The 23,084-nt window shown below is 51.2% G+C and carries 21 protein-coding genes; 15 read left to right on the top strand and 6 right to left on the bottom strand.

What is annotated here, in order from left to right; all coding sequences use genetic code 11:
* Nucleotides 1-21 precede the first annotated feature (21 nt).
* From mreC to tldD, 6 genes are all read left to right on the top strand, one after another.
* Entirely contained in the window at nt 22-1,092 is a 1,071-nt protein-coding gene (mreC, locus tag A1WG_RS15095) for a rod shape-determining protein MreC (protein WP_000802529.1), read from the top strand.
* Nucleotides 1,092-1,580 (top strand): rod shape-determining protein MreD, encoded by a 489-nt coding sequence (mreD, locus tag A1WG_RS15100; RefSeq protein WP_000135266.1) that lies wholly within the window; start codon nt 1,092-1,094, stop codon nt 1,578-1,580. Before mreC ends, mreD begins: the two co-directional genes overlap by 1 nt.
* Before the next feature lie 8 nt (nt 1,581-1,588).
* The gene (gene yhdE, locus A1WG_RS15105; RefSeq protein ID WP_001517187.1) at nt 1,589-2,182 is read left to right on the top strand and encodes a nucleoside triphosphate pyrophosphatase YhdE; all 594 of its coding nucleotides are present in this window, start codon (nt 1,589-1,591) and stop codon (nt 2,180-2,182) included.
* Nucleotides 2,172-3,641, top strand: coding sequence for a ribonuclease G (gene rng, locus A1WG_RS15110; protein ID WP_000123205.1), 1,470 nt, complete (start codon nt 2,172-2,174; stop codon nt 3,639-3,641). Before yhdE ends, rng begins: the two co-directional genes overlap by 11 nt.
* A 67-nt stretch (nt 3,642-3,708) precedes the next feature.
* Nucleotides 3,709-7,509: an AsmA2 domain-containing protein YhdP gene (gene yhdP, locus A1WG_RS15115; RefSeq protein ID WP_016242549.1), complete on the top strand. Its 3,801-nt coding sequence runs from the start codon at nt 3,709-3,711 to the stop codon at nt 7,507-7,509.
* 155 nt (nt 7,510-7,664) lie between these two features.
* Nucleotides 7,665-9,110 (top strand): metalloprotease TldD, encoded by a 1,446-nt coding sequence (gene tldD, locus A1WG_RS15120; RefSeq protein WP_001517185.1) that lies wholly within the window; start codon nt 7,665-7,667, stop codon nt 9,108-9,110.
* An 81-nt stretch (nt 9,111-9,191) separates the two neighbouring features.
* Here the strand turns inward: tldD and aaeR are convergent, their stop codons facing one another.
* Complete coding sequence (gene aaeR / locus A1WG_RS15125) at nt 9,192-10,121, bottom strand: HTH-type transcriptional activator AaeR (protein ID WP_000440306.1); 930 nt, start codon at nt 10,119-10,121, stop codon at nt 9,192-9,194.
* A 182-nt stretch (nt 10,122-10,303) separates the two neighbouring features.
* Between aaeR and aaeX the strand changes: the two genes are divergently transcribed.
* The 4 genes from aaeX (at nt 10,304) to A1WG_RS15145 (ending at nt 13,957) form a co-directional block, all read left to right on the top strand.
* Complete coding sequence (gene aaeX / locus A1WG_RS15130) at nt 10,304-10,507, top strand: p-hydroxybenzoic acid efflux pump operon protein AaeX (protein WP_000051841.1); 204 nt, start codon at nt 10,304-10,306, stop codon at nt 10,505-10,507.
* Nucleotides 10,508-10,514: 7 nt separating this feature from the next.
* Nucleotides 10,515-11,447, top strand: a complete 933-nt coding sequence (gene aaeA, locus A1WG_RS15135; protein ID WP_000854025.1) for a p-hydroxybenzoic acid efflux pump subunit AaeA — start codon at nt 10,515-10,517, stop codon at nt 11,445-11,447.
* A gap of 5 nt (nt 11,448-11,452) precedes the next feature.
* Nucleotides 11,453-13,420, top strand: a complete 1,968-nt coding sequence (gene aaeB, locus A1WG_RS15140; RefSeq protein ID WP_001517184.1) for a p-hydroxybenzoic acid efflux pump subunit AaeB — start codon at nt 11,453-11,455, stop codon at nt 13,418-13,420.
* A gap of 264 nt (nt 13,421-13,684) precedes the next feature.
* The gene (locus tag A1WG_RS15145) at nt 13,685-13,957 is read left to right on the top strand and encodes a barstar family protein (protein ID WP_001028998.1); all 273 of its coding nucleotides are present in this window, start codon (nt 13,685-13,687) and stop codon (nt 13,955-13,957) included.
* A 55-nt stretch (nt 13,958-14,012) separates the two neighbouring features.
* Here the strand turns inward: A1WG_RS15145 and yhcN are convergent, their stop codons facing one another.
* Entirely contained in the window at nt 14,013-14,276 is a 264-nt protein-coding gene (gene yhcN / locus A1WG_RS15150) for a peroxide/acid stress response protein YhcN (protein ID WP_000695690.1), read from the bottom strand.
* Nucleotides 14,277-14,638: 362 nt separating this feature from the next.
* A complete protein-coding gene (argR, locus tag A1WG_RS15155) occupies nt 14,639-15,109 on the bottom strand; it encodes a transcriptional regulator ArgR (RefSeq protein WP_001257843.1) in 471 nt (156 codons plus the stop codon).
* A 434-nt stretch (nt 15,110-15,543) separates the two neighbouring features.
* Between argR and mdh the strand changes: the two genes are divergently transcribed.
* Nucleotides 15,544-16,482, top strand: a complete 939-nt coding sequence (mdh, locus tag A1WG_RS15160; protein ID WP_001517183.1) for a malate dehydrogenase — start codon at nt 15,544-15,546, stop codon at nt 16,480-16,482.
* A 62-nt stretch (nt 16,483-16,544) separates the two neighbouring features.
* Here mdh and degS read toward each other — a convergent pair whose 3' ends face one another.
* The 3 genes from degS to zapG all read right to left on the bottom strand — a co-directional run bounded on the left by degS (nt 16,545) and on the right by zapG (nt 19,622).
* Nucleotides 16,545-17,612 (bottom strand): outer membrane-stress sensor serine endopeptidase DegS, encoded by a 1,068-nt coding sequence (degS, locus tag A1WG_RS15165; RefSeq protein ID WP_000497718.1) that lies wholly within the window; start codon nt 17,610-17,612, stop codon nt 16,545-16,547.
* Between the two features lie 89 nt (nt 17,613-17,701).
* On the bottom strand, nt 17,702-19,069 hold the full coding sequence (gene degQ / locus A1WG_RS15170; RefSeq protein WP_000745037.1) for a serine endoprotease DegQ: 1,368 nt from the start codon (nt 19,067-19,069) through the stop codon (nt 17,702-17,704).
* A gap of 154 nt (nt 19,070-19,223) precedes the next feature.
* On the bottom strand, nt 19,224-19,622 hold the full coding sequence (gene zapG / locus A1WG_RS15175) for a Z-ring associated protein ZapG (RefSeq protein ID WP_001517182.1): 399 nt from the start codon (nt 19,620-19,622) through the stop codon (nt 19,224-19,226).
* A gap of 193 nt (nt 19,623-19,815) precedes the next feature.
* Between zapG and zapE the strand changes: the two genes are divergently transcribed.
* The 4 genes from zapE (at nt 19,816) to sspA (ending at nt 23,084) form a co-directional block, all read left to right on the top strand.
* Complete coding sequence (gene zapE / locus A1WG_RS15180; RefSeq protein ID WP_001517181.1) at nt 19,816-20,940, top strand: cell division protein ZapE; 1,125 nt, start codon at nt 19,816-19,818, stop codon at nt 20,938-20,940.
* A gap of 274 nt (nt 20,941-21,214) precedes the next feature.
* Nucleotides 21,215-21,643 (top strand): 50S ribosomal protein L13, encoded by a 429-nt coding sequence (gene rplM / locus A1WG_RS15185; RefSeq protein WP_001517180.1) that lies wholly within the window; start codon nt 21,215-21,217, stop codon nt 21,641-21,643.
* A 15-nt stretch (nt 21,644-21,658) separates the two neighbouring features.
* Nucleotides 21,659-22,051 carry a 30S ribosomal protein S9 gene (gene rpsI, locus A1WG_RS15190; protein WP_000829818.1) on the top strand — a complete coding sequence of 131 codons (393 nt, stop codon included), beginning with the start codon at nt 21,659-21,661 and terminating at the stop codon, nt 22,049-22,051.
* Nucleotides 22,052-22,445: 394 nt separating this feature from the next.
* Nucleotides 22,446-23,084, top strand: coding sequence for a stringent starvation protein SspA (sspA, locus tag A1WG_RS15195; RefSeq protein ID WP_000257293.1), 639 nt, complete (start codon nt 22,446-22,448; stop codon nt 23,082-23,084).

Genomic DNA, 23,084 nt, shown 5'->3' with positions numbered 1-23,084 from the left:
ATACGAGAATACGCATAACTTATGAAGCCAATTTTTAGCCGTGGCCCGTCGCTACAGATTCGCCTTATTCTGGCGGTGCTGGTGGCGCTCGGCGTTATTATTGCCGACAGTCGCCTGGGGACGTTTAGTCAAATCCGTACTTATATGGATACCGCCGTCAGTCCTTTCTACTTTATTTCTAATGCTCCTCGAGAATTGCTGGATGGCGTATCGCAGACGCTGGCCTCGCGCGATCAACTAGAACTTGAAAACCGGGCGTTACGTCAAGAACTGCTGTTGAAAAACAGCGAGCTGCTGATGCTTGGACAATACAAACAGGAGAACGCGCGTCTGCGCGAGCTGCTGGGTTCTCCGCTGCGTCAGGATGAGCAGAAGATGGTGACCCAGGTTATCTCTACGGTTAACGATCCGTACAGCGATCAGGTTGTTATCGACAAAGGCAGCGTTAACGGGGTTTATGAAGGTCAGCCGGTCATCAGCGATAAAGGTGTTGTTGGTCAGGTGGTAGCGGTCGCAAAACTGACCAGCCGCGTGCTGCTGATCTGTGACGCGACCCATGCGCTGCCAATTCAGGTACTTCGTAACGATATCCGCGTAATTGCAGCGGGTAACGGTTGTACTGATGATTTACAACTTGAGCATCTGCCAGCGAATACTGATATTCGTGTTGGTGATGTATTGGTGACATCTGGTCTTGGTGGTCGTTTCCCGGAAGGTTATCCGGTGGCGGTCGTCTCTTCCGTGAAGCTCGATACCCAGCGCGCTTATACCGTGATTCAGGCTCGTCCGACTGCGGGTCTGCAACGTTTGCGTTATCTGTTGCTGCTGTGGGGCGCGGATCGTAACGGCGCTAATCCAATGACGCCGGAAGAAGTGCATCGCGTTGCTAATGAACGCCTGATGCAAATGATGCCGCAGGTGTTGCCTTCGCCAGATGCAATGGGACCAAAACTTCCGGAACCGGCAACGGGAATTACCCAGCCAGATCCGCAGCAACCAGCAACGGGTACTGCCACTAACCGCTCTCCACAAGGGGTTACGCCGCCGCAAAGTGGTGCTCAACCGCCTGCACGTGCGCCGGGAGGGCAATAGTGGCGAGATATCGTAGCCAGGGACGCTGGGTTATCTGGCTCTCTTTCCTCATCGCGTTGTTACTACAAATTATGCCCTGGCCGGATAACCTCATCGTTTTCCGGCCAAACTGGGTATTACTCATTTTATTGTATTGGATCCTGGCCTTGCCCCATCGCGTAAATGTGGGCACAGGTTTTGTGATGGGTGCCATACTGGATCTGATCAGCGGTTCTACGCTCGGTGTACGGGCGTTGTCGATGAGTATCATTGCTTATCTGGTAGCGCTGAAATTCCAGCTTTTCCGCAACCTGGCATTATGGCAGCAGGCGCTGGTCGTCATGTTGCTTTCGCTGGTAGTGGATATTATTGTTTTCTGGTCAGAGTTTTTGGTGATCAACGTCTCTTTCAGACCCGAAGTGTTCTGGAGTAGTGTAGTCAATGGTGTGCTCTGGCCGTGGATTTTCTTGCTGATGCGCAAAATCCGTCAGCAGTTTGCAGTGCAATAAAGGTTTCTATGACTTCTCTGTATTTAGCTTCCGGTTCTCCACGTCGTCAGGAGTTACTTGCGCAACTTGGCCTCACTTTCGAACGTATTGTTACGGGCATTGAGGAGCAGCGTCATCCGCAGGAGAGCGCGCAGCAGTATGTTGTGCGTCTGGCGCGCGAAAAAGCGCAAGCGGGCGTAGAGCAAGCAGCGCAGGATTTGCCGGTGCTGGGGGCGGATACTATCGTGATCCTGAACGGAGAAGTGTTAGAGAAACCGCGCGACGCAGAACATGCGGCGCAGATGTTACGCAAATTATCGGGACAGACCCATCAGGTAATGACAGCAGTGGCGCTGGCCGACAGCCAGCACATTCTCGATTGCCTGGTGGTTACCGATGTGACTTTCAGAATGTTAACAGGTGAAGACATCGCGGGCTATGTCGCCAGCGGTGAACCGTTAGATAAAGCAGGTGCATACGGTATTCAGGGGCTGGGTGGTTGTTTTGTCAGGAAGATAAATGGCAGCTATCACGCCGTAGTCGGCTTACCGCTGGTTGAAACGTATGAATTATTAAGTAATTTTAACGCACTGCGTGAGAAAAGGGATAAACATGACGGCTGAATTGTTGGTAAACGTAACGCCTTCGGAAACGCGAGTGGCGTATATTGATGGCGGCATTCTGCAGGAAATTCATATTGAACGTGAGGCGCGACGCGGAATCGTAGGCAATATCTACAAGGGTCGTGTAAGTCGTGTACTTCCGGGTATGCAGGCGGCTTTTGTAGATATTGGGCTGGAGAAAGCCGCGTTTCTACACGCTTCTGACATTATGCCGCACACCGAATGTGTGGCGGGCGAGGAACAAAAGCAGTTCACGGTACGCGACATTTCGGAACTGGTCCGCCAGGGGCAAGATCTGATGGTACAGGTGGTGAAAGACCCTCTGGGCACCAAAGGCGCGCGCCTGACCACGGATATCACGCTGCCGTCTCGCTATCTGGTGTTTATGCCTGGCGCATCCCACGTTGGGGTTTCCCAACGCATTGAAAGTGAATCCGAACGTGAACGCCTGAAAAAAGTGGTCGCAGAGTATTGTGACGAGCAGGGTGGGTTTATCATCCGTACCGCAGCGGAAGGTGTTGGCGAAGCAGAACTGGCTTCCGATGCCGCTTATTTGAAGCGCGTGTGGACTAAAGTGATGGAGCGTAAAAAGCGCCCACAGACTCGTTATCAACTGTATGGCGAACTGGCGCTGGCACAGCGTGTCCTGCGTGATTTTGCTGATGCCGAACTGGACCGTATTCGCGTTGACTCGCGTCTGACTTACGAAGCATTGCTGGAGTTTACCTCGGAATACATTCCTGAGATGACCAGCAAGCTGGAGCATTACACGGGCCGCCAGCCGATTTTCGATCTCTTTGATGTAGAAAATGAAATTCAGCGGGCGCTGGAGCGCAAAGTTGAGCTGAAGTCCGGTGGCTATCTGATTATCGATCAGACCGAAGCAATGACTACTGTGGATATTAATACCGGGGCGTTTGTCGGTCATCGCAATCTGGACGACACCATTTTCAATACCAATATTGAAGCGACGCAGGCTATTGCTCGCCAGTTACGGTTGCGTAACCTGGGCGGGATTATCATCATTGATTTCATTGACATGAATAATGAAGATCACCGTCGTCGCGTGCTTCATTCACTGGAACAGGCGTTGAGCAAAGACCGGGTAAAAACCAGCGTTAACGGTTTCTCGGCGCTGGGACTGGTGGAGATGACGCGTAAGCGAACCCGCGAAAGTATTGAGCACGTACTGTGTAATGAATGCCCAACCTGCCACGGTCGCGGAACGGTGAAAACGGTGGAAACCGTATGTTATGAAATCATGCGAGAAATCGTTCGTGTGCACCATGCTTACGACTCTGACCGTTTCCTGGTCTATGCTTCTCCGGCAGTAGCCGAAGCCTTGAAAGGCGAAGAGTCGCACTCACTGGCGGAAGTGGAAATTTTCGTTGGCAAACAGGTTAAAGTACAAATTGAACCGCTCTATAACCAGGAGCAGTTTGATGTCGTTATGATGTAAACAGATGCTGGGTCGCCATCCGGCAAAGGGTTTTTGAGTCACATTTTTAGCAGACAAGGAGTGACGGGTGAGGCGATTGCCGGGGATTTTACTGCTTACTGGAGCCGCGCTCGTTGTGATCGCTGCGCTGCTGGTCAGCGGCCTGCGTATTGCTTTACCGTACCTCGATGCCTGGCGTCCGGAAATCCTCAACAAAATAGAATCTGCTACCGGAATGCCGGTGGCTGCCAGTCAACTCTCTGCCAGTTGGCAGAATTTTGGTCCGACGCTTGAAGCACGCGACATTAGTGCAGAGCTAAAAGATGGCGGTGAGTTTTCGGTTAAACGCGTCACCCTGGCGCTGGATGTCTGGCAGAGCCTGCTGCATATGCGCTGGCAGTTTCGCGATCTCACTTTCTGGCAACTGCGCTTTCGCACCAATACACCAATTTCCAGCGACAGCGGTAATGACAGCCTGGAAGCCAGCCACATCAGCGATCTTTTTCTACGCCAGTTCGATCACTTCGATCTCCGCGATAGCGAAGTCAGCTTTCTGACGCCATCAGGCCAGCGTGCTGAACTGGCGATCCCGCAACTTACCTGGCTTAACGATCCGCGTCGGCACCGTGCGGAAGGCCAGGTAAGTCTCTCCAGCCTTACCGGACAGCACGGCGTGATGCAGGTGCGGATGGATCTGCGTGATGACGAGGGGTTGTTAAGCAACGGTCGCGTATGGCTACAGGCTGATGATATCGACCTGAAACCGTGGCTGGGTAAATGGATGCAGGACAACATTGCGCTGGAAACGGCGCAGTTCTCGCTGGAAGGCTGGATGACGATCGACAAAGGCGATGTGACCGGTGGCGACGTCTGGCTGAAACAGGGCGGCGCAAGCTGGTTGGGTGAGAAGAAAACGCATTCGCTGTCGGTGGATAATCTGACCGCACATATTACGCGTGAAAATCCGGGCTGGCAGTTTTCTATTCCTGATACTCGTATCACTATGGACGGCAAACCCTGGCCAAGCGGGGCATTGACGCTGGCCTGGATACCGGAACAGGACGTTGGTGGGAAAAATAATAAACGCAGTGACGAACTACGTATTCGCGCCAGCAATCTGGAACTGGCTGGGCTGGAAGGCATACGCCCGTTGGCAGCGAAACTTTCACCTGCTTTGGGGGATATCTGGCGTTCCACGCAATCGAGCGGCAAGATCAACACGTTGGCGCTGGATATCCCGCTTCAGGCTGCAGAAAAGACCCGCTTTCAGGCATCGTGGAGCGATCTGGCCTGGAAGCAATGGAAATTACTACCGGGGGCGGAACATTTCTCCGGGACGCTTTCCGGTAGCGTAGAAAATGGTTTGCTTACCGCTTCCATGAAGCAGGCGAAAATGCCTTACGAAACGGTATTTCGTGCGCCGCTGGAAATTGTCGACGGCAAGGCGGCCTTAAGCTGGCTGAATAACGATAAGGGTTTTCAGCTCGATGGCCGCAATATTGATGTCAAAGCCAAAGCCGTCCATGCGCGTGGTGGTTTCCGCTACCTGCAACCGGCTAATGATGAACCCTGGCTTGGCATTCTGGCTGGCATCAGTACCGATGATGGTTCGCAAGCCTGGCGCTATTTCCCGGAAAACCTGATGGGTAAAAACCTGGTTGATTACTTAAGTGGGGCGATTCAGGGTGGTGAGGCGGAGAACGCGACGCTGGTTTATGGCGGCAATCCGCATCTTTTTCCATACAAACACAACGAAGGTCAGTTTGAGGTGTTGGTGCCGCTGCGTAATGCGAAGTTTGCTTTCCAGCCGGACTGGCCAGCATTAACTAATCTCGATATTGAACTGGACTTTATTAACGACGGTTTATGGATGAAAACCGATGGCGTTAATCTGGGTGGCGTGCGTGCCAGCAATCTCACCGCAGTGATCCCTGACTACTCGAAAGAAAAGTTGCTGATTGATGCTGACATAAAAGGTCCGGGCAAAGCTGTTGGCCCTTATTTTGATGAGACGCCGCTGAAGGATTCGCTGGGGGCGACCCTGCAAGAACTCCAGCTCGACGGCGATGTGAATGCTCGCTTACATCTCGATATCCCGCTGGACGGCGAGCTGGTTACAGCGAAAGGCGAAGTGACGCTGCGTAACAACAGTCTGTTTATCAAACCGCTTGATAGCACTCTGAAAAATTTGAGCGGCAAATTCAGCTTTATCAATGGCGATCTACAAAGTGAATCACTAACCGCAAACTGGTTTAACCAGCCACTGAACGTGGATTTTTCCACCAAAGAAGGGGCGAAAGCCTACCAGGTTGCGGTGAATCTCAACGGCAACTGGCAACCAGCGAAAACTGGCGTTCTGCCTGAAGCGCTGAATGAAGCGTTAAGCGGCAGTATGGCATGGGATGGTAAAGTGGGCATTGAGCTACCTTATCAAGCTGGCGCAACGTATAACGTTGAACTGAACGGCGATCTGAAGAATGTGAGCAGTCACTTACCTTCACCGTTAGCCAAACCTGCTGGCGAACCGTTGCCAATTAACGTTAAGGTCAACGGCAATCTCAACAGCTTTGAATTAACCGGACAGGCAGGCGCGGATAACCATTTCAATAGCCGCTGGTTGCTCGGTCAAAAGCTGACGCTCGATCGCGCCATCTGGGCGGCAGACAGCAAAACGCTCCCTCCGTTACCGGAGCAAAGTGGTGTTGAACTCAATATGCCGCCGATGAACGGTGCCGAGTGGCTGGCCTTGTTCCAGAAAGGCGCAACGGAAAAAGTTGGCAGCGCAGCGAGTTTCCCTCAGCACATTACGCTACGTACACCGATGTTGTCGCTGGGAAATCAGCAATGGAATAACCTGAGCATTGTTTCGCAACCGATGGCAAATGGTACGCAGGTCGAGGCGCAAGGGCGTGAAATCAACGCTACGCTGGCGATGCGTAATAACGCACCGTGGTTAGCGAATATCAAATATCTCTATTACAACCCGAGCGTGGCAAAAACTCGTGGTGATTCAACGCCGTCATCACCTTTCCCGACAACGGAGCGTATCAGCTTCCGTGGCTGGCCGGATGCGCAAATACGTTGCGCAGAATGTTGGTTATGGGGGCAAAAATTCGGCCGCATCGACAGTGATATCACCATTTCCGGCGATACGTTAACCCTGACCAACGGGCTGATTGATACCGGTTTCTCGCGGCTCACTGCTGATGGTGAATGGGTTAATAATCCCGGAAATCAACGGACATCGCTGAAAGGAAAACTGCGCGGACAGAAAATTGATGCTGCCGCAGAATTTTTTGGTGTTACGACGCCAATACGCCAGTCATCATTTAATGTGGATTACGATTTGCACTGGCGTAAATCGCCGTGGCAGCCAGACGAGGCGACATTGAACGGCATCATTCATACACAACTGGGCAAAGGTGAAATTACCGAAATTAGCACCGGACATGCCGGACAGTTGCTGCGCTTATTGAGTGTTGATGCCCTGATGCGTAAGCTGCGCTTTGATTTCAGGGATACCTTTGGCGAAGGGTTCTATTTTGACTCCATTCGCAGCACCGCGTGGATTAAAGACGGCGTTATGCACACTGACGACACGCTGGTGGATGGCCTGGAAGCGGATATCGCCATGAAAGGATCGGTAAATCTGGTGCGTCGCGATCTCAATATGGAAGCGGTTGTCGCGCCAGAGATTTCTGCGACAGTGGGCGTGGCTGCGGCCTTTGCGGTTAACCCGATTGTCGGCGCGGCAGTGTTTGCCGCCAGTAAAGTGCTGGGGCCGCTGTGGAGTAAGGTCTCCATTTTGCGCTATCGCATTTCTGGTCCGCTGGATGCTCCGCAAATCAACGAAGTGTTGCGTCAGCCGCGTAAAGAAAAAGCGCAATGATTTGACGAGGGCATGTAATTGCCCCAATCTCATAAGATAATCGTTGTCATAAAACCAACGAACCGGAACAAACCGCAGGCCGGATAAGGCGTTTACGCCGCACCCGGCAGCCGTAAAAAATCCTCTACCGCAGTAACTAACGAGTAGCAAAAACGATGAGTCTGAACCTGGTAAGTGAACAATTGCTAGCGGCGAACGGCCTGAAACATCAGGACTTGTTCGCGATCCTCGGTCAACTGGCCGAACGTCGCCTTGATTATGGCGATCTCTATTTTCAGTCGAGCTATCACGAGTCCTGGGTTTTAGAAGACCGCATTATCAAAGATGGTTCTTACAACATCGATCAGGGTGTTGGCGTGCGTGCAATCAGCGGTGAAAAAACCGGGTTTGCTTACGCAGACCAAATCAGCCTGCTGGCGCTGGAGCAGAGCGCGCAAGCGGCGCGCACCATCGTCCGTGATAGTGGCGATGGCAAAGTACAAACACTGGGCGCGGTAGAGCATAGCCCGCTGTATACCTCGCTTGATCCGCTGCAAAGCATGAGCCGCGAAGAGAAGCTGGATATCCTGCGCCGCGTCGATAAAGTTGCCCGCGAAGCGGACAAGCGCGTACAGGAAGTGACTGCCAGCCTGAGCGGCGTCTATGAATTAATTTTGGTCGCAGCGACTGACGGAACCCTGGCGGCGGATGTCCGCCCTCTGGTGCGTCTTTCCGTGAGCGTTCTGGTCGAAGAAGATGGTAAACGCGAACGTGGTGCCAGCGGCGGCGGCGGTCGTTTCGGTTATGAGTTCTTCCTTGCTGACCTCGATGGTGAAGTTCGCGCTGATGCATGGGCGAAAGAAGCAGTGCGTATGGCACTGGTCAATCTTTCCGCCGTTGCCGCGCCTGCGGGGACTATGCCGGTTGTTCTCGGCGCTGGCTGGCCGGGCGTGTTGTTGCATGAAGCGGTCGGTCACGGCCTGGAAGGCGACTTCAACCGCCGTGGTACATCGGTCTTTAGTGGCCAGCTCGGTGAGCTGGTGGCTTCTGAACTGTGTACCGTGGTTGATGACGGTACGATGGTTGATCGCCGTGGTTCGGTGGCGATTGATGACGAAGGCACACCAGGTCAATACAACGTGTTGATTGAGAACGGGATCCTGAAAGGTTACATGCAGGATAAACTCAATGCGCGTTTAATGGGTATGACGCCGACCGGCAATGGTCGCCGTGAATCTTACGCTCACCTGCCAATGCCGCGTATGACCAACACCTACATGCTGCCGGGTAAATCGACACCGCAGGAAATCATTGAATCCGTTGAGTATGGTATCTATGCGCCGAACTTTGGCGGCGGTCAGGTAGATATCACCTCTGGTAAATTTGTCTTCTCCACCTCAGAAGCGTATCTGATTGAAAACGGTAAAGTGACGAAGCCGGTGAAAGGCGCAACGTTGATTGGTTCCGGTATCGAAACCATGCAGCAGATTTCGATGGTGGGCAACGACCTGAAACTGGATAACGGCGTGGGTGTCTGCGGTAAAGAAGGGCAGAGCCTGCCGGTTGGCGTAGGTCAGCCGACGCTGAAAGTCGATAACCTGACTGTTGGTGGTACAGCGTAATCTGTCCAGGACGGTAAGCGTCGCATCAGGCATCGGTTGCCGGATGCGGCGTGAATGCCTTATTCGACCTGCGCTAAGGAATTACTTCTCTTTCCCACGCCCGTGCATCTCCTGAAAAAGTTTTCCTACCTCGACAAAATAATCCGTTAATGAGTTGATCACTACCTGCACCTTTAACGGCAACTTATCTTTTTCGGTATATAGCGCATAAACCGGGCGAGGATCTGACTGGTAACGCGGCAGCAGGATCTCCAGGTCCCCGCGATTGATCTCATTGATCACCCACATCAGCGGCACGTAGGCGATCCCCGCCCCAGCAGTTAGCCAGCGAACCAGCGTCATCGGATCGTTAGTGACAAATCGCCCTTGTGGGATGAGGCGCGTTGAGATCCCTTCCGGAGCGATCAGTTCAAATTCATTGTCCGGGCGCACACTGTATTCAAGCCATGAATGACTACTTAAATCGGCTGGTTTTTCCGGTACGCCATACTGTGTGAGATAGCTTTTGGCGGCGCACACCACCATTGGCATCGCGCCCAGGCGGCGGGAAAACAGGCTGGAATCTTGTAATGCGCCAACGCGGATCACCACGTCAAGGCCATCGGCAATCAGGTCAGGTGCCGGAATGCCCGTGACCAGATTTACGCTTAAGCCCGGGTACTCTTTCAGCATTTTTGCCGTCAGCCCCGCGAGAACATTTTGTGCCATAGTTGAAGAACAGCCAATACGTAGCGTGCCGATGGGCGTGTTATTGAAAGCATACAGTTGCTCATGAACATCCTGCACTTCATGGAGCATCCGGCGACAGCCTTGATAGTAAATTTTACCCGCTTCGGTCAGGCCAATGCTACGCGTGCTGCGGTTTAGTAGCTTAACCTGCAACTCATCTTCCAGTTTAGATACCGTCTGACTGATGGATGATACGCTCATCTGTAACTGCCTGGCGGCGGCGGTAAAAGAGCCAAATTCAACTACTTTGGCAAAAACCGACATGCGTTTTAGTCGTTCCATTATTCACTCTGACTTAAAAGTGATTTAGATCACATAATATAGATAACAGCATAACAGTTACGCTAATATATTAAATATTAATCTACAGCAATGTTGCTCTCGCCCGGCTTTCCATGCCCTTCTCTGCGGCGACAGATGCTGAAAATAATGACGCCTGCTCTCTCTATACAACCAAGGTCAACATGAGTCTGTTTCCCGTTATCGTGGTGTTTGGGCTGTCCTTCCCACCGATATTTTTCGAATTGCTTTTATCACTGGCGATTTTTTGGCTAGTGCGCCGGGTACTTGTGCCAACAGGTATCTACGACTTTGTCTGGCATCCGGCGTTGTTCAACACCGCGCTCTATTGCTGTTTGTTTTATTTGATATCGCGACTGTTCGTTTGAGGTTGAAGTGAAAACACTAATAAGAAAATTCTCCCGTACGGCCATTACGGTCGTATTAGTCATTCTGGCCTTCATCGCAATTTTTAATGCCTGGGTCTATTACACCGAATCTCCGTGGACGCGTGACGCGCGCTTTAGCGCCGACGTGGTGGCAATTGCGCCGGATGTATCCGGTCTCATTACCCAAGTGAATGTTCATGATAACCAGTTGGTGAAAAAAGGGCAGGTACTGTTCACCATCGACCAGCCGCGCTATCAAAAGGCGCTCGAGGAAGCACAAGCCGACGTTGCTTATTATCAGGTGCTGGCACAGGAAAAGCGCCAGGAGGCCGGACGTCGTAACCGTCTCGGCATACAGGCGATGTCTCGCGAAGAGATCGACCAGGCCAACAACGTGCTGCAAACGGTCCTGCATCAGTTAGCGAAAGCGCAGGCGACCCGCGATCTGGCAAAACTGGATCTTGAACGCACGGTGATCCGCGCGCCAGCAGATGGCTGGGTGACCAACCTCAACGTCTATACCGGTGAATTTATTACGCGGGGATCAACGGCCGTTGCACTGGTGAAACAGAACTCCTTCTATGTGTTGGCCTATATGGAAGAAACCAAACTGGAAGGTGTACATCCAGGATATCGCGCAGAGATCACGCCGCTTGGTAGCAATAAAGTGCTGAAAGGTACGGTCGATAGCGTTGCTGCCGGAGTCACTAACGCCAGCAGCACGCGTGATGACAAAGGTATGGCGACAATCGACTCTAACCTGGAGTGGGTGCGTCTGGCGCAGCGTGTTCCGGTACGTATTCGTCTCGACAACCAGCAAGATAACATCTGGCCTGCCGGGACTACCGCCACTGTGGTGGTTACGGGTAAACAAGATCGCGACGAAAGTCAGGATTCGTTCTTCCGAAAAATGGCTCATCGCCTGCGCGAGTTTGGTTAATCACGATGGGTATTTTCTCCATTGCTAACCAACATATTCGCTTCGCGGTAAAACTGGCGACCGCCATTGTGCTGGCGCTGTTTGTTGGTTTTCATTTTCAGCTTGAAACGCCACGCTGGGCGGTACTGACAGCGGCGATTGTTGCCGCAGGTCCGGCCTTTGCAGCCGGTGGAGAACCGTACTCGGGCGCTATTCGCTATCGCGGCTTTTTGCGCATCATCGGCACATTTATAGGCTGTATTGCCGGGTTGGTGATCATTATTGCGATGATCCGCGCGCCATTGTTGATGATTCTGGTGTGCTGTATCTGGGCCGGTTTTTGTACCTGGATTTCTTCGCTGGTACGAGTAGAAAACTCCTATGCGTGGGGGCTGGCGGGTTACACCGCGCTGATCATTGTGATCACCATTCAGCCGGAACCGCTACTTACGCCGCAGTTTGCTGTTGAACGTTGCAGCGAAATCGTCATGGGTATTGTGTGCGCTATTGTGGCGGATCTGCTCTTTTCTCCGCGATCGATTAAGCAAGAGGTGGATCGTGAACTGGAAAGTTTGCTGGTGGCGCAATATCAGTTAATGCAACTGTGTATCAAACATGGCGATGGTGAAGTCGTCGATAAAGCCTGGGGTGACCTGGTTCGACGCACCACGGCGCTGCAAGGAATGCGCAGCAACCTGAATATGGAATCTTCCCGCTGGGCACGCGCCAATCGACGTTTAAAAGCGATCAATACGCTGTCGCTGACGCTGATCACTCAGTCTTGCGAAACCTGGCTGATTCAGAATTCGCGCCCGGAATTGATCACAGATACTTTCCGCGAATTTTTTGACACGCCGGTAGAAACTGCGCAGGACGTCCGTAAGCAGCTAAAGCGCCTGCGGAGAGTTATTGCCTGGACCGGGGAGCGCGAAACGCCCATCACCATTTATAGCTGGGTCGCGGCGGCAACGCGCTATCAGTTGCTCAAGCGAGGCGTCATCAGCAACACCAAAATCAACGCGACCGAAGAAGAGATCCTGCAAGGCGAGCCGGAAGTAAAAGTAGAGTCAGCCGAGCGTCATCATGCGATGGTCAATTTCTGGCGCACAACACTTTCCTGCATTCTGGGGACGCTGTTCTGGCTGTGGACCGGATGGACCTCTGGCAGTGGTGCAATGGTAATGATCGCAGTAGTGACCTCGCTGGCAATGCGTTTGCCTAATCCACGCATGGTAGCGATCGACTTTATCTACGGGACGCTGGCGGCGCTGCCGTTAGGGCTACTCTACTTTTTGGTGATTATCCCCAATACCCAACAGAGTATGTTGCTGCTTTGCCTTAGTCTGGCGGTGCTGGGATTCTTCCTCGGTATCGAAGTGCAGAAACGGCGGCTGGGATCGATGGGGGCGTTAGCCAGTACCATTAACATTATTGTGCTGGATAACCCGATGACCTTTCAGTTCAGCCAGTTTCTCGACAGCGCGTTGGGGCAAATTGTCGGCTGTGTGCTGGCGTTTATTGTCATTCTTTTAGTGCGGGATAAATCGCGTGATCGAACCGGACGCGTACTGCTTAATCAGTTTGTTTCTGCTGCTGTTTCCGCAATGACCACCAATGTTGCGCGTCGTAAAGAGAACCATCTGCCAGCGCTTTATCAGCAGTTGTTTTTGCTGATGAATAAATTTCCCGGCGATTTACCGAAATTTCGCCTGGCGTTGACGATGATTATCGCACACCAGCGCCTGCGCGATGCGCCGATCCCGGTTAACGATGATTTATCGGCATTCCACCGACAAATGCGACGTACCGCGGACCACGTTATTTCTGCTCGTAGCGATGACAAACGCCGTCGTTACTTCGGGCAGTTGCTGGAAGAACTGGAGATTTACCAGGAAAAGTTACGCATCTGGCAAGCACCGCCGCAGGTTACAGAACCGGTGTATCGGCTTACCAGTATGCTCCATAAGTATCAACATGCGCTGACCGATAGTTAAGTCAAAACCGACGGCAAAAGGTGTCAGTTGATATTGCTGATATACTCCAAATTGCCTGATGCGCTACGCTTATCAGGCCTACAAAATTGCATTATATTGAATTTGCACACCCTGGTAGGCCGGATAAAGCGTTCACGCCGCATCCGACATCAACAACGCGCACTTTGTCAATCATCTGAGCCGACGCCAAAAGCGTCGGTTTTTTCATGGCTATACTTAGCGATGATCGGCAGAACTCGCCGCGAAACGTGATGGTGGCAACAGATGAATATCTATAGCTTTGATTTTGATGAGATTGAGAGTCAGGAGGACTTTTATCGCGACTTTCGCCAAACCTTTGGTCTGGCGAAAGATAAGGTACGCGATCTCGACTCTCTGTGGGATGTGTTAATGAACGATGTCCTGCCACTACCGCTGGAGATTGAGTTTGTTCATCTGGGAGAGAAAACGCGTCGCCGTTTTGGCGCGTTAATACTGTTGTTTGATGAGGCAGAAGAAGAGCTGGAAGGACATTTGCGTTTTAATGTTCGCCATTAGCGCAAAAAAAAGCCTCCGAACCGGAGGCAATCTCGTCGGACAAGACGATGAGGGTTTATTTGTACAGTTCAGCCGTGGCATGCCAGGTATCACCGCTACGAGCTTCAGTAATCTGGTAGGCCGTTGCGCCCTTCTCTTCCGCTTTTTTGTTCAGCATTTCACGCATATCCATCGGTGAAGAGGCAACGCCACTTACGGATACAGTACCGATAGCTTCACGATTTTGTGCTTGTGCAGCATCAATGGAATCGGCAGCGAATGCACCGAAAGAGAGAACAGAAAGTACGCTTAATGCAGCAACAGTGGTTTTGATTTTCATGATTTTTACCTCGACATAATCTTTTAGTTGGGTCTTTGTTTCGTGACCCATATCACAAAATCAAGTATACACTAATTATTGAGCTAATTAATACCACGCTAACTGTTTCTATTGAATGTAAATTGTTAAAAATTTTAACCTTTATAACAAATTGGAATTAAAAATAGGGTGATTTATAGTAAATGGCATTAATTTCAATAAGATATGCTTTTTTGCATAATGTGCGTTTTTTACTTTATGTATTCGATGTGTGAATTTTTTGTCTCAAGAAACGCACTATTCGTTAAATAAATGGCAGGGAAAACAAGGGGGACAGGGGATTGCAACATTTTCCCCGCCGCCAGAAGCGACGGGGCAAGAGATTAAAGCTCCTGATCGAACAGCTCTAAGATCGCTTCATACAGGTCTTTGACGGTGAAACCTTTGGCAGGGGTGGTAAAGATGGTGTCATCACCAGCAATGGTGCCAAGAATACCTTCTGCTTTGCCCAACGAGTCCAGCAGACGCGCAATTAACTGTGCCGCGCCGGGGCTGGTATGAATCACCACAACAGCGTCGTTGTAGTCGATATCCAGCACCAGATTTTTCAGCGGGCTGGACGTGGTTGGTACGCCCAGTTCAGCAGGTAGGCAGTAAACCATTTCCATTTTGGCATTGCGGGTACGTACAGCACCAAACTTGGTCAACATCCGCGAGACTTTAGACTGATTAATATTGTCAAAGCCTTGCTCCTGCAATGCGGCGACGATTTCGCCTTGGGAGCTAAATTTCTCTTCTTTAAGTAACGCTTTAAACGCTTTAACTAATTCTTCTTGCTTAGCCGAGCTTCGCATAAGTCACCCGATATGGTGGTTGATACAACATTATTGTGCATACAGATGAATTTTTATGCAAACAGTCTGCCCTGGAGAAGGCTGAAATAATGTTATGAAAGAGCGGGATTTTATCAAATTTCGTTATTGAGAAACATGCCTGTGTCACGGCGCGTAAATTTCGCTTAAAAGTAAATTAATTGTTATCAAATTGATATTGTTTTGGCTGAACGGTAGGGTATATTGTCACCACCTGTTGGAATGTAGCTCTGATGCATAAGCGGCTGTTAATTACGTAAGTTAGCTCCCTGATTACGTCAATTAAATGCATAAACGCCAAATTTGCGTGACTACACATTCTTGAGAAGTGGTCATTGTAAACTGTGAATTTGTGGATTAAGGTCGCGGCAGCGGAGCAACATATCTTAGTTTATCAATATAATAAGGAGTTTAGGATGAAAGTCGCAGTCCTCGGCGCTGCTGGTGGTATCGGCCAGGCGCTTGCATTACTGTTAAAAACCCAACTGCCTTCAGGTTCAGAACTCTCCCTGTATGATATCGCTCCAGTCACTCCCGGTGTGGCCGTCGATCTGAGCCATATCCCTACTGCTGTGAAAATCAAAGGTTTTTCTGGTGAAGATGCGACTCCGGCGCTGGAAGGTGCGGATGTTGTTCTTATTTCCGCTGGCGTAGCGCGTAAACCGGGTATGGATCGTTCCGACCTGTTTAACGTTAACGCTGGGATCGTGAAAAACCTGGTACAGCAAGTCGCGAAAACCTGCCCGAAAGCGTGCATTGGTATTATCACTAACCCGGTTAATACCACTGTGGCTATCGCTGCAGAAGTGCTGAAAAAAGCCGGTGTTTATGACAAAAACAAGCTGTTTGGCGTCACTACGCTGGATATCATTCGTTCCAACACCTTTGTTGCGGAACTGAAAGGCAAACAACCGGGTGATGTAGAAGTGCCGGTTATTGGCGGTCACTCTGGCGTTACCATTCTGCCGTTGCTGTCGCAGGTTCCTGGCGTCAGCTTTACCGAGCAAGAAGTGGCTGATCTGACCAAACGTATCCAGAACGCGGGTACTGAAGTGGTTGAAGCGAAAGCCGGTGGCGGGTCTGCAACTCTGTCTATGGGCCAGGCGGCTGCACGTTTTGGTCTGTCTCTGGTTCGTGCGCTGCAGGGCGAAAAAGGCGTAGTAGAGTGTGCCTATGTTGAAGGTGACGGTCAGTACGCACGTTTCTTCTCTCAACCGCTGCTGCTGGGTAAAAACGGCGTGGAAGAGCGTAAATCTATCGGCACTCTGAGTGCATTTGAACAGAACGCGCTGGAAGGTATGCTCGATACGCTGAAGAAAGATATCGCTCTGGGCGAAGAGTTCGTTAATAAATAATTGATTAGTAGATAATAAAAAACCGGAGCAATGTCTCCGGTTTTTTGTGCTTAACTCCGGCCTTAATTGGTCGCCGGATATTCCTGAATCGTAACCTGCAACGTTAACTGCTTATCGTCACGCATCACTACAACCGGGATCACCGAACCAGGGCGAATTTCTGCTACCTGATCCATCGTCTCCAGAGCAGAGATAGCCGGTTTGTTATCCACAGAGATAATCAGATCGTTGACCTGGATACCCGCGTTAGCTGCCGGGCCATCAGGTGACACTTCATTAACCACGATCCCTTGCAGTTGATCGATGCCGCCACCCTGGGCGTGCAGAGGAGCAATCTCGCGTCCACCGATACCAATGTAGCCACGGATCACGCGACCATCGCGGATCAACTTATCCATAATTTTGGTCGCTAACTGGAAGGGAATTGCAAAGCCGATACCTTCCGGCGTTTCGCCATCGTTACTCTTATCAAACGACAGCGTGTTGATGCCCATCAATTCGCCCAGCGAGTTAACCAGCGCGCCGCCGGAGTTACCGTGGTTAATGGAGGCATCGGTTTGCAGGAAGTTTTGCCGTCCGGTTGGGTTCAGGCCGATTCGACCCGTGGCGCTGATAATCCCCTGAGTAATGGTTTGTCCGAGGTTGTACGGGTTACCGATCGCCAGCACCACATCGCCAATGTGCGGTACGCGACGAGCATTAATTGGGATAGTGGGTAAACCGCCAGTGGCATTAATTTTAAGCACTGCCAGATCGGTCAGAGAGTCAGATCCCACCAGTAACGCTTCAAAAACACGACCATCCTGTAAGGCGACGATGATCTGATCGGCGTCGTTGATCACGTGTTTGTTGGTGATGATATAACCGCGTTGATCCATGATCACACCAGATCCCAGCGTGCGGATCTCAAGCTGATTGTGTGAGGTCGTATTTAAACCACGGTTATAGACGTTGACTACTGCTGGCGCAGCGCGGCGAACCGCCAGATTATAGCTGGCAGGCGTCTCATCGGTACTGTCGAATTGCGGCGTGGAAAGCGGGTTAATGCTGCGCAGCGAAGGCATGGCAACCAGCAGAATAGCGCCGACAATTAATCCAATCGCAACGGAACGTAAGAGCTTCACAAACATGATGGAGGCGTCGTTAATAAAGGGAACGGCAGCAGCATACCACGAGTTAACCGGACATCACACGTCAGCCTGATGCCCGGTTTGCGACATTAACGCATTAGTAAGTAGATGCTTTCATTGCCGCGTACAATCTGCAGGGCGATGATGGCCGGTTTGGTTGCCAGCACTTTGCGCATTTCAGCAATTGAGTTCACCCGATCGCGGTTTACGCCAATGATCACATCGTCTTTTTGCAAACCAGCCTGGGCGGCAGGGCTACCCTTAACTACTTCATCGATCTTAATGCCTTTGCTGCCATCTTTTAGCTGACCATCGCTCAATGTTGCGCCTTCCAGCGCTGGTGTGATCATCTCAGCACTGGCGGATGATGACGTGCTGGTATCGAGGGTCACTTCCACTTCCAGCGGCTTGCCGTTACGCAGCAGACCGAGCTTCACTTTCGTGCCCGGCTCGGTGGTCGCGATGCGCGAACGCAACTCGGCAAAGCTATTAAGTGGTTTGCCATTGAGGCTGGTAATAATATCACCCGCTTTCACGCCCGCTTTTGCTGAGCCAGAACCTGGTAGCACTTCGCTGACAAATGCTCCGCGTTGTACGTCAAGGTTGAAGGCTTTAGCGATATCGGCACTCATCTCTGTACCTTTGATACCTAGCAGGCCGCGTTTGATTTCACCGAAGTCGATAAGTTGCTGTGCCAGGGTGCGGGCCATATTACTCGGAATGGCAAAACCAATCCCGACGCTACCACCGCCAGGAGCAAGGATTGCTGTGTTGATACCAATTAATTCACCGTTAAGGTTTAACAGCGCACCGCCGGAGTTACCACGGTTAATGGAGGCATCGGTCTGGATAAAGTTTTCCAGACCTTCAAGATTCAACCCGCTGCGACCTAATGCGGAAACAATCCCGGAGGTAGCGGTTTGCCCGAGTCCAAACGGGTTACCGACCGCGACGGCAAAATCACCGACGCGCAGTTTATCGGAGTCGGCAATGGCGATCTGCGTTAACTTGCCAGGATTCTGGATTTGCAGCAGGGCAATGTCGCTCTGGTCATCGCCGCCAATCAGCTTCGCATCAAACTCACGCCCGTCATTGAGCTGAATACTGATTTTCTGCGCCTGATTAATGACATGGTTGTTGGTCAGCACATAACCTTTACTGGCATTGATAATGACGCCGGAGCCTAAACCTTCGAAGGGTTGCGCTGGTTGATCCGGTAAATCATCACCAAAAAACTTTTTGAATTCTTCCGGAATTTTCTGCTCCTGGCTGGCGGTTCCTTCGACTCGAACGCTTACTACCGCGGGAAGCACTTTTTCCAGCATCGGGGCCAGACTGGGCAGTGGCGCTTGACCGGCAACCTGAGCGGGAATCGATGCGATGGCCTGAAACGGCGCCGAGAGAGTTAACCCGACACTTAACGCTAATGCACTCAACAGCTGGGTTTGTTTTTTCATTTATTCCTGCTCTCGTACCTGAATGATAAGAAAAAGAGATTCAAAACAGTTTGATGTTATTGAATTTTCAGATGGCTAACAATGAGACATCAAATTAAATGATAGTCGGAGGCGGGAGAAGAGGAGGGCGCAATGGCTGCGCCCGAAAAATAAATTAGTCGCGCTTCGCGCCAGTACGCAGCAGACCGGATGCGCCTTCAGAATAGTCACGCGGCATCTGCACTGGAGCCTGATCGTTGCCGGCTTCAGACTCGGCCAGACGATTGCGGAACGGGTTGGCTTCTGCGGACAGTTCCGGTAGCAGGCTGCTGGAGCTTTTCGCCATGTGTTGATATAGCTGGCGATAGTCGTGCGCCATGGTATCCAGCAATTCCGCACTGCGGGCAAAGTGGTTAACCAGCTCTTCGCGATACTCGTCCAGTTCAGCTTTATTTTTTTCCAGTTCGTACTGTAACGCCTGTTGCTGGCGTAACTTGCGATTACCAAAACGCATGGCCACAGCACCAATAATGATGCCGACGACTAACCCAATTAGCGCATATTCCCAGGTCATGAACATCTCCCGTTGTCTTTTGTTTCCGTAGGGTGTTGGCTTCAGGCTCCATGCCTGCGGCTGATTATGCCACTATAACCGTTAATTCCACAGAAGTGGAATCCCGACTGCATATCGCGTAGTGTAGAACGGCCTTTTTTTCGTCAACCGTGAACAACGGTACACCGATTATTCAAGGAATAACAATAACATCATGCAAAGCGTTACCCCGACATCGCAATACCTGAAGGCGCTCAATGAAGGCAGCCATCAACCCGACGACGTACAAAAAGAGGCCGTCAGTCGCCTGGAAATTATTTATCAGGAACTCATCAGTAGCACGCCACCAGCCGCCAGGGTGAGCGGGATAATGGCGCGGGTCGGTAAGCTGTGGGGTAAACGTGAAGATACAAGCAACGCGCCGGTGCGTGGCTTATATATGTGGGGCGGTGTAGGGCGTGGAAAAACCTGGTTGATGGATCTGTTCTATCAAAGTTTGCCGGGAGAGCGAAAACAGCGCCTGCACTTTCACCGTTTTATGCTGCGTGTGCATGAAGAATTAACCACATTGCAGGGGCAGAGCGATCCGCTGGAAATTATTGCTGATCGTTTCAAAGCTGAAACCGATGTGCTCTGTTTTGACGAATTTTTTGTCTCGGATATTACCGATGCTATGCTGCTGGGCGGCCTGATGAAAGCGTTGTTTGCTCGCGGTATAACGCTGGTGGCGACGTCAAATATTCCGCCGGATGAACTTTATCGAAATGGTTTACAACGTGCGCGTTTTCTTCCGGCTATCGACGCCATTAAACAGCATTGTGATGTGATGAACGTCGATGCCGGGGTTGATTATCGGCTGCGCACGCTCACTCAGGCGCATCTGTGGCTGTCGCCGCTCAATGATGAAACGCGTGAACAGATGGATAAGCTGTGGCTGGCACTGGCAGGTGCAAAACGAGAACAATCCCCCACACTGGAAATCAATCATCGCCCGCTGGCGACAATGGGCGTAGAAAACCAGACACTGGCGGTGTCATTTACCACGCTGTGCGTCGATGCCCGTAGCCAGCATGACTATATTGCGCTCTCACGTCTGTTTCACACGGTGATGTTGTTTGATGTGCCTGTCATGACGCGGTTGATGGAGAGCGAAGCGCGGCGTTTTATTGCGCTGGTGGATGAGTTTTACGAGCGCCACGTCAAGCTGGTGGTGAGCGCGGAAGTCCCTTTGTACGAAATTTATCAGGGCGAGCGACTAAAGTTTGAGTTTCAGCGCTGTCTGTCACGTTTGCAGGAAATGCAAAGCGAAGAGTATTTGACGCGTGAGCATTTGGCGTAATTTATGCCATACGTCTTATCCTGACAGCGTACAAACAACCGCGTCATTGCTGATAAAACCTGCCACAAATCACAAAAAGGGGTCGATCTTTGACCCCGACTTCTCTATAATCCTGCGACCCCACGTTACAAGAAAGTTTTTTTCCCAAAACTTTTTGTGTGCTGGCATAGGCTATTCGAAGGGGTAGGTTTGCCGGACTTTGTCGTGTGAACCTCAACAATTGAAGACGTTTGGGTGTTCACCAACGTGTAACTATTTATTGGGTAAGCTTTTAATGAAAACTTTTACAGCTAAACCAGAAACCGTAAAACGCGACTGGTATGTTGTTGACGCGACCGGTAAAACTCTGGGCCGTCTGGCTTCCGAACTGGCTCTGCGCCTGCGCGGTAAGCATAAAGCGGAATACACTCCGCACGTAGATACTGGTGATTACATCATCGTTCTGAACGCTGACAAAGTTGCTGTAACCGGCAACAAGCGTACTGACAAAGTGTACTATCACCACACCGGTCACATCGGTGGTATCAAACAAGCGACCTTTGAAGAGATGATTGCTCGCCGTCCTGAGCGTGTGATTGAAATCGCGGTTAAAGGCATGTTGCCAAAAGGCCCGCTGGGTCGTGCTATGTTCCGTAAACTGAAAGTTTACGCGGGTAACGAGCACAACCACGCGGCACAGCAACCGCAAGTTCTTGACATCTAATCGGGATTATAGGCAATGGCTGAAAATCAATACTACGGCACTGGTCGCCGCAAAAGTTCCGCAGCTCGCGTTTTCATCAAACCGGGCAACGGCAAAATCGTTATCAACCAACGTTCTCTGGAACAGTACTTCGGTCGTGAAACTGCCCGCATGGTAGTTCGTCAGCCGCTGGAACTGGTCGACATGGTTGAGAAACTGGATCTGTACATCACCGTTAAAGGTGGTGGTATCTCTGGTCAGGCTGGTGCGATCCGTCACGGTATCACCCGCGCTCTGATGGAGTACGACGAGTCCCTGCGTTCTGAACTGCGTAAAGCTGGCTTCGTTACTCGTGACGCTCGTCAGGTTGAACGTAAGAAAGTCGGTCTGCGTAAAGCACGTCGTCGTCCGCAGTTCTCCAAACGTTAATTGCTTTCTGCTTCGGCAGAATACAATTTGCGAAAAAACCCGCTCCGGCGGGTTTTTTTATAGCTTAAGTCTGAATCTGTGTAAAAACAGAAAACGTGCTTTTTACTGCCACCCAACAGGTGGTAAAGGCAAAAACAACATCGCTGATAAGGGATTAAGTCAACCATTTCAGGCTAAGGAACATCTCTTTTTCCCCATTTCCGGCATCGACTTACCACAAAGGTCGCAAAATCTGGTAAACTATCATCCAATTTTCTGCCCAAATGTCGAGTATTGCTCATTTTTTGTTTGATTTTCGAACAGTGAAGGCAATTCCTCATTGGGTAACATAACTTCTGACCGGCCACCTGGTGGCTGGTAGCAGTAAAAATTCTGACTATACCTGGAGGTTTTCATGGCTGTCGCTGCCAACAAACGTTCGGTAATGACGCTGTTTTCCGGTCCTACTGACATCTATAGCCATCAGGTCCGCATTGTGCTGGCTGAGAAAGGTGTAAGTTTCGAGATCGAACACGTGGAAAAGGACAATCCGCCTCAGGATCTGATTGACCTCAACCCGAATCAGAGCGTTCCGACCCTGGTGGATCGTGAGCTGACCCTGTGGGAATCTCGCATCATTATGGAATACCTGGATGAGCGTTTCCCGCATCCGCCACTGATGCCTGTTTACCCGGTAGCTCGCGGTGAAAGCCGTCTGTACATGCACCGCATCGAAAAAGACTGGTACACGCTGATGAACACCATCATCAACGGTTCAGCCTCTGAAGCGGATGCCGCACGTAAGCAACTGCGCGAAGAACTGCTGGCCATCGCGCCGGTCTTCGGTCAGAAACCGTACTTCCTGAGCGATGAGTTCAGCCTGGTCGATTGCTACCTTGCTCCGCTGCTGTGGCGTCTGCCGCAACTGGGCATCGAGTTCAGCGGCCCGGGTGCGAAAGAGCTGAAAGGCTATATGACTCGTGTCTTTGAGCGTGACTCTTTCCTTGCTTCTTTAACTGAAGCAGAACGTGAAATGCGTCTGGGCCGGAGTTAA

It is taken from the genome of Escherichia sp. KTE96, assembly GCF_000408525.1.
Lineage (GTDB): Bacteria > Pseudomonadota > Gammaproteobacteria > Enterobacterales > Enterobacteriaceae > Escherichia > Escherichia marmotae.
This window is presented reverse-complemented; position numbering and strand designations above follow the sequence as displayed.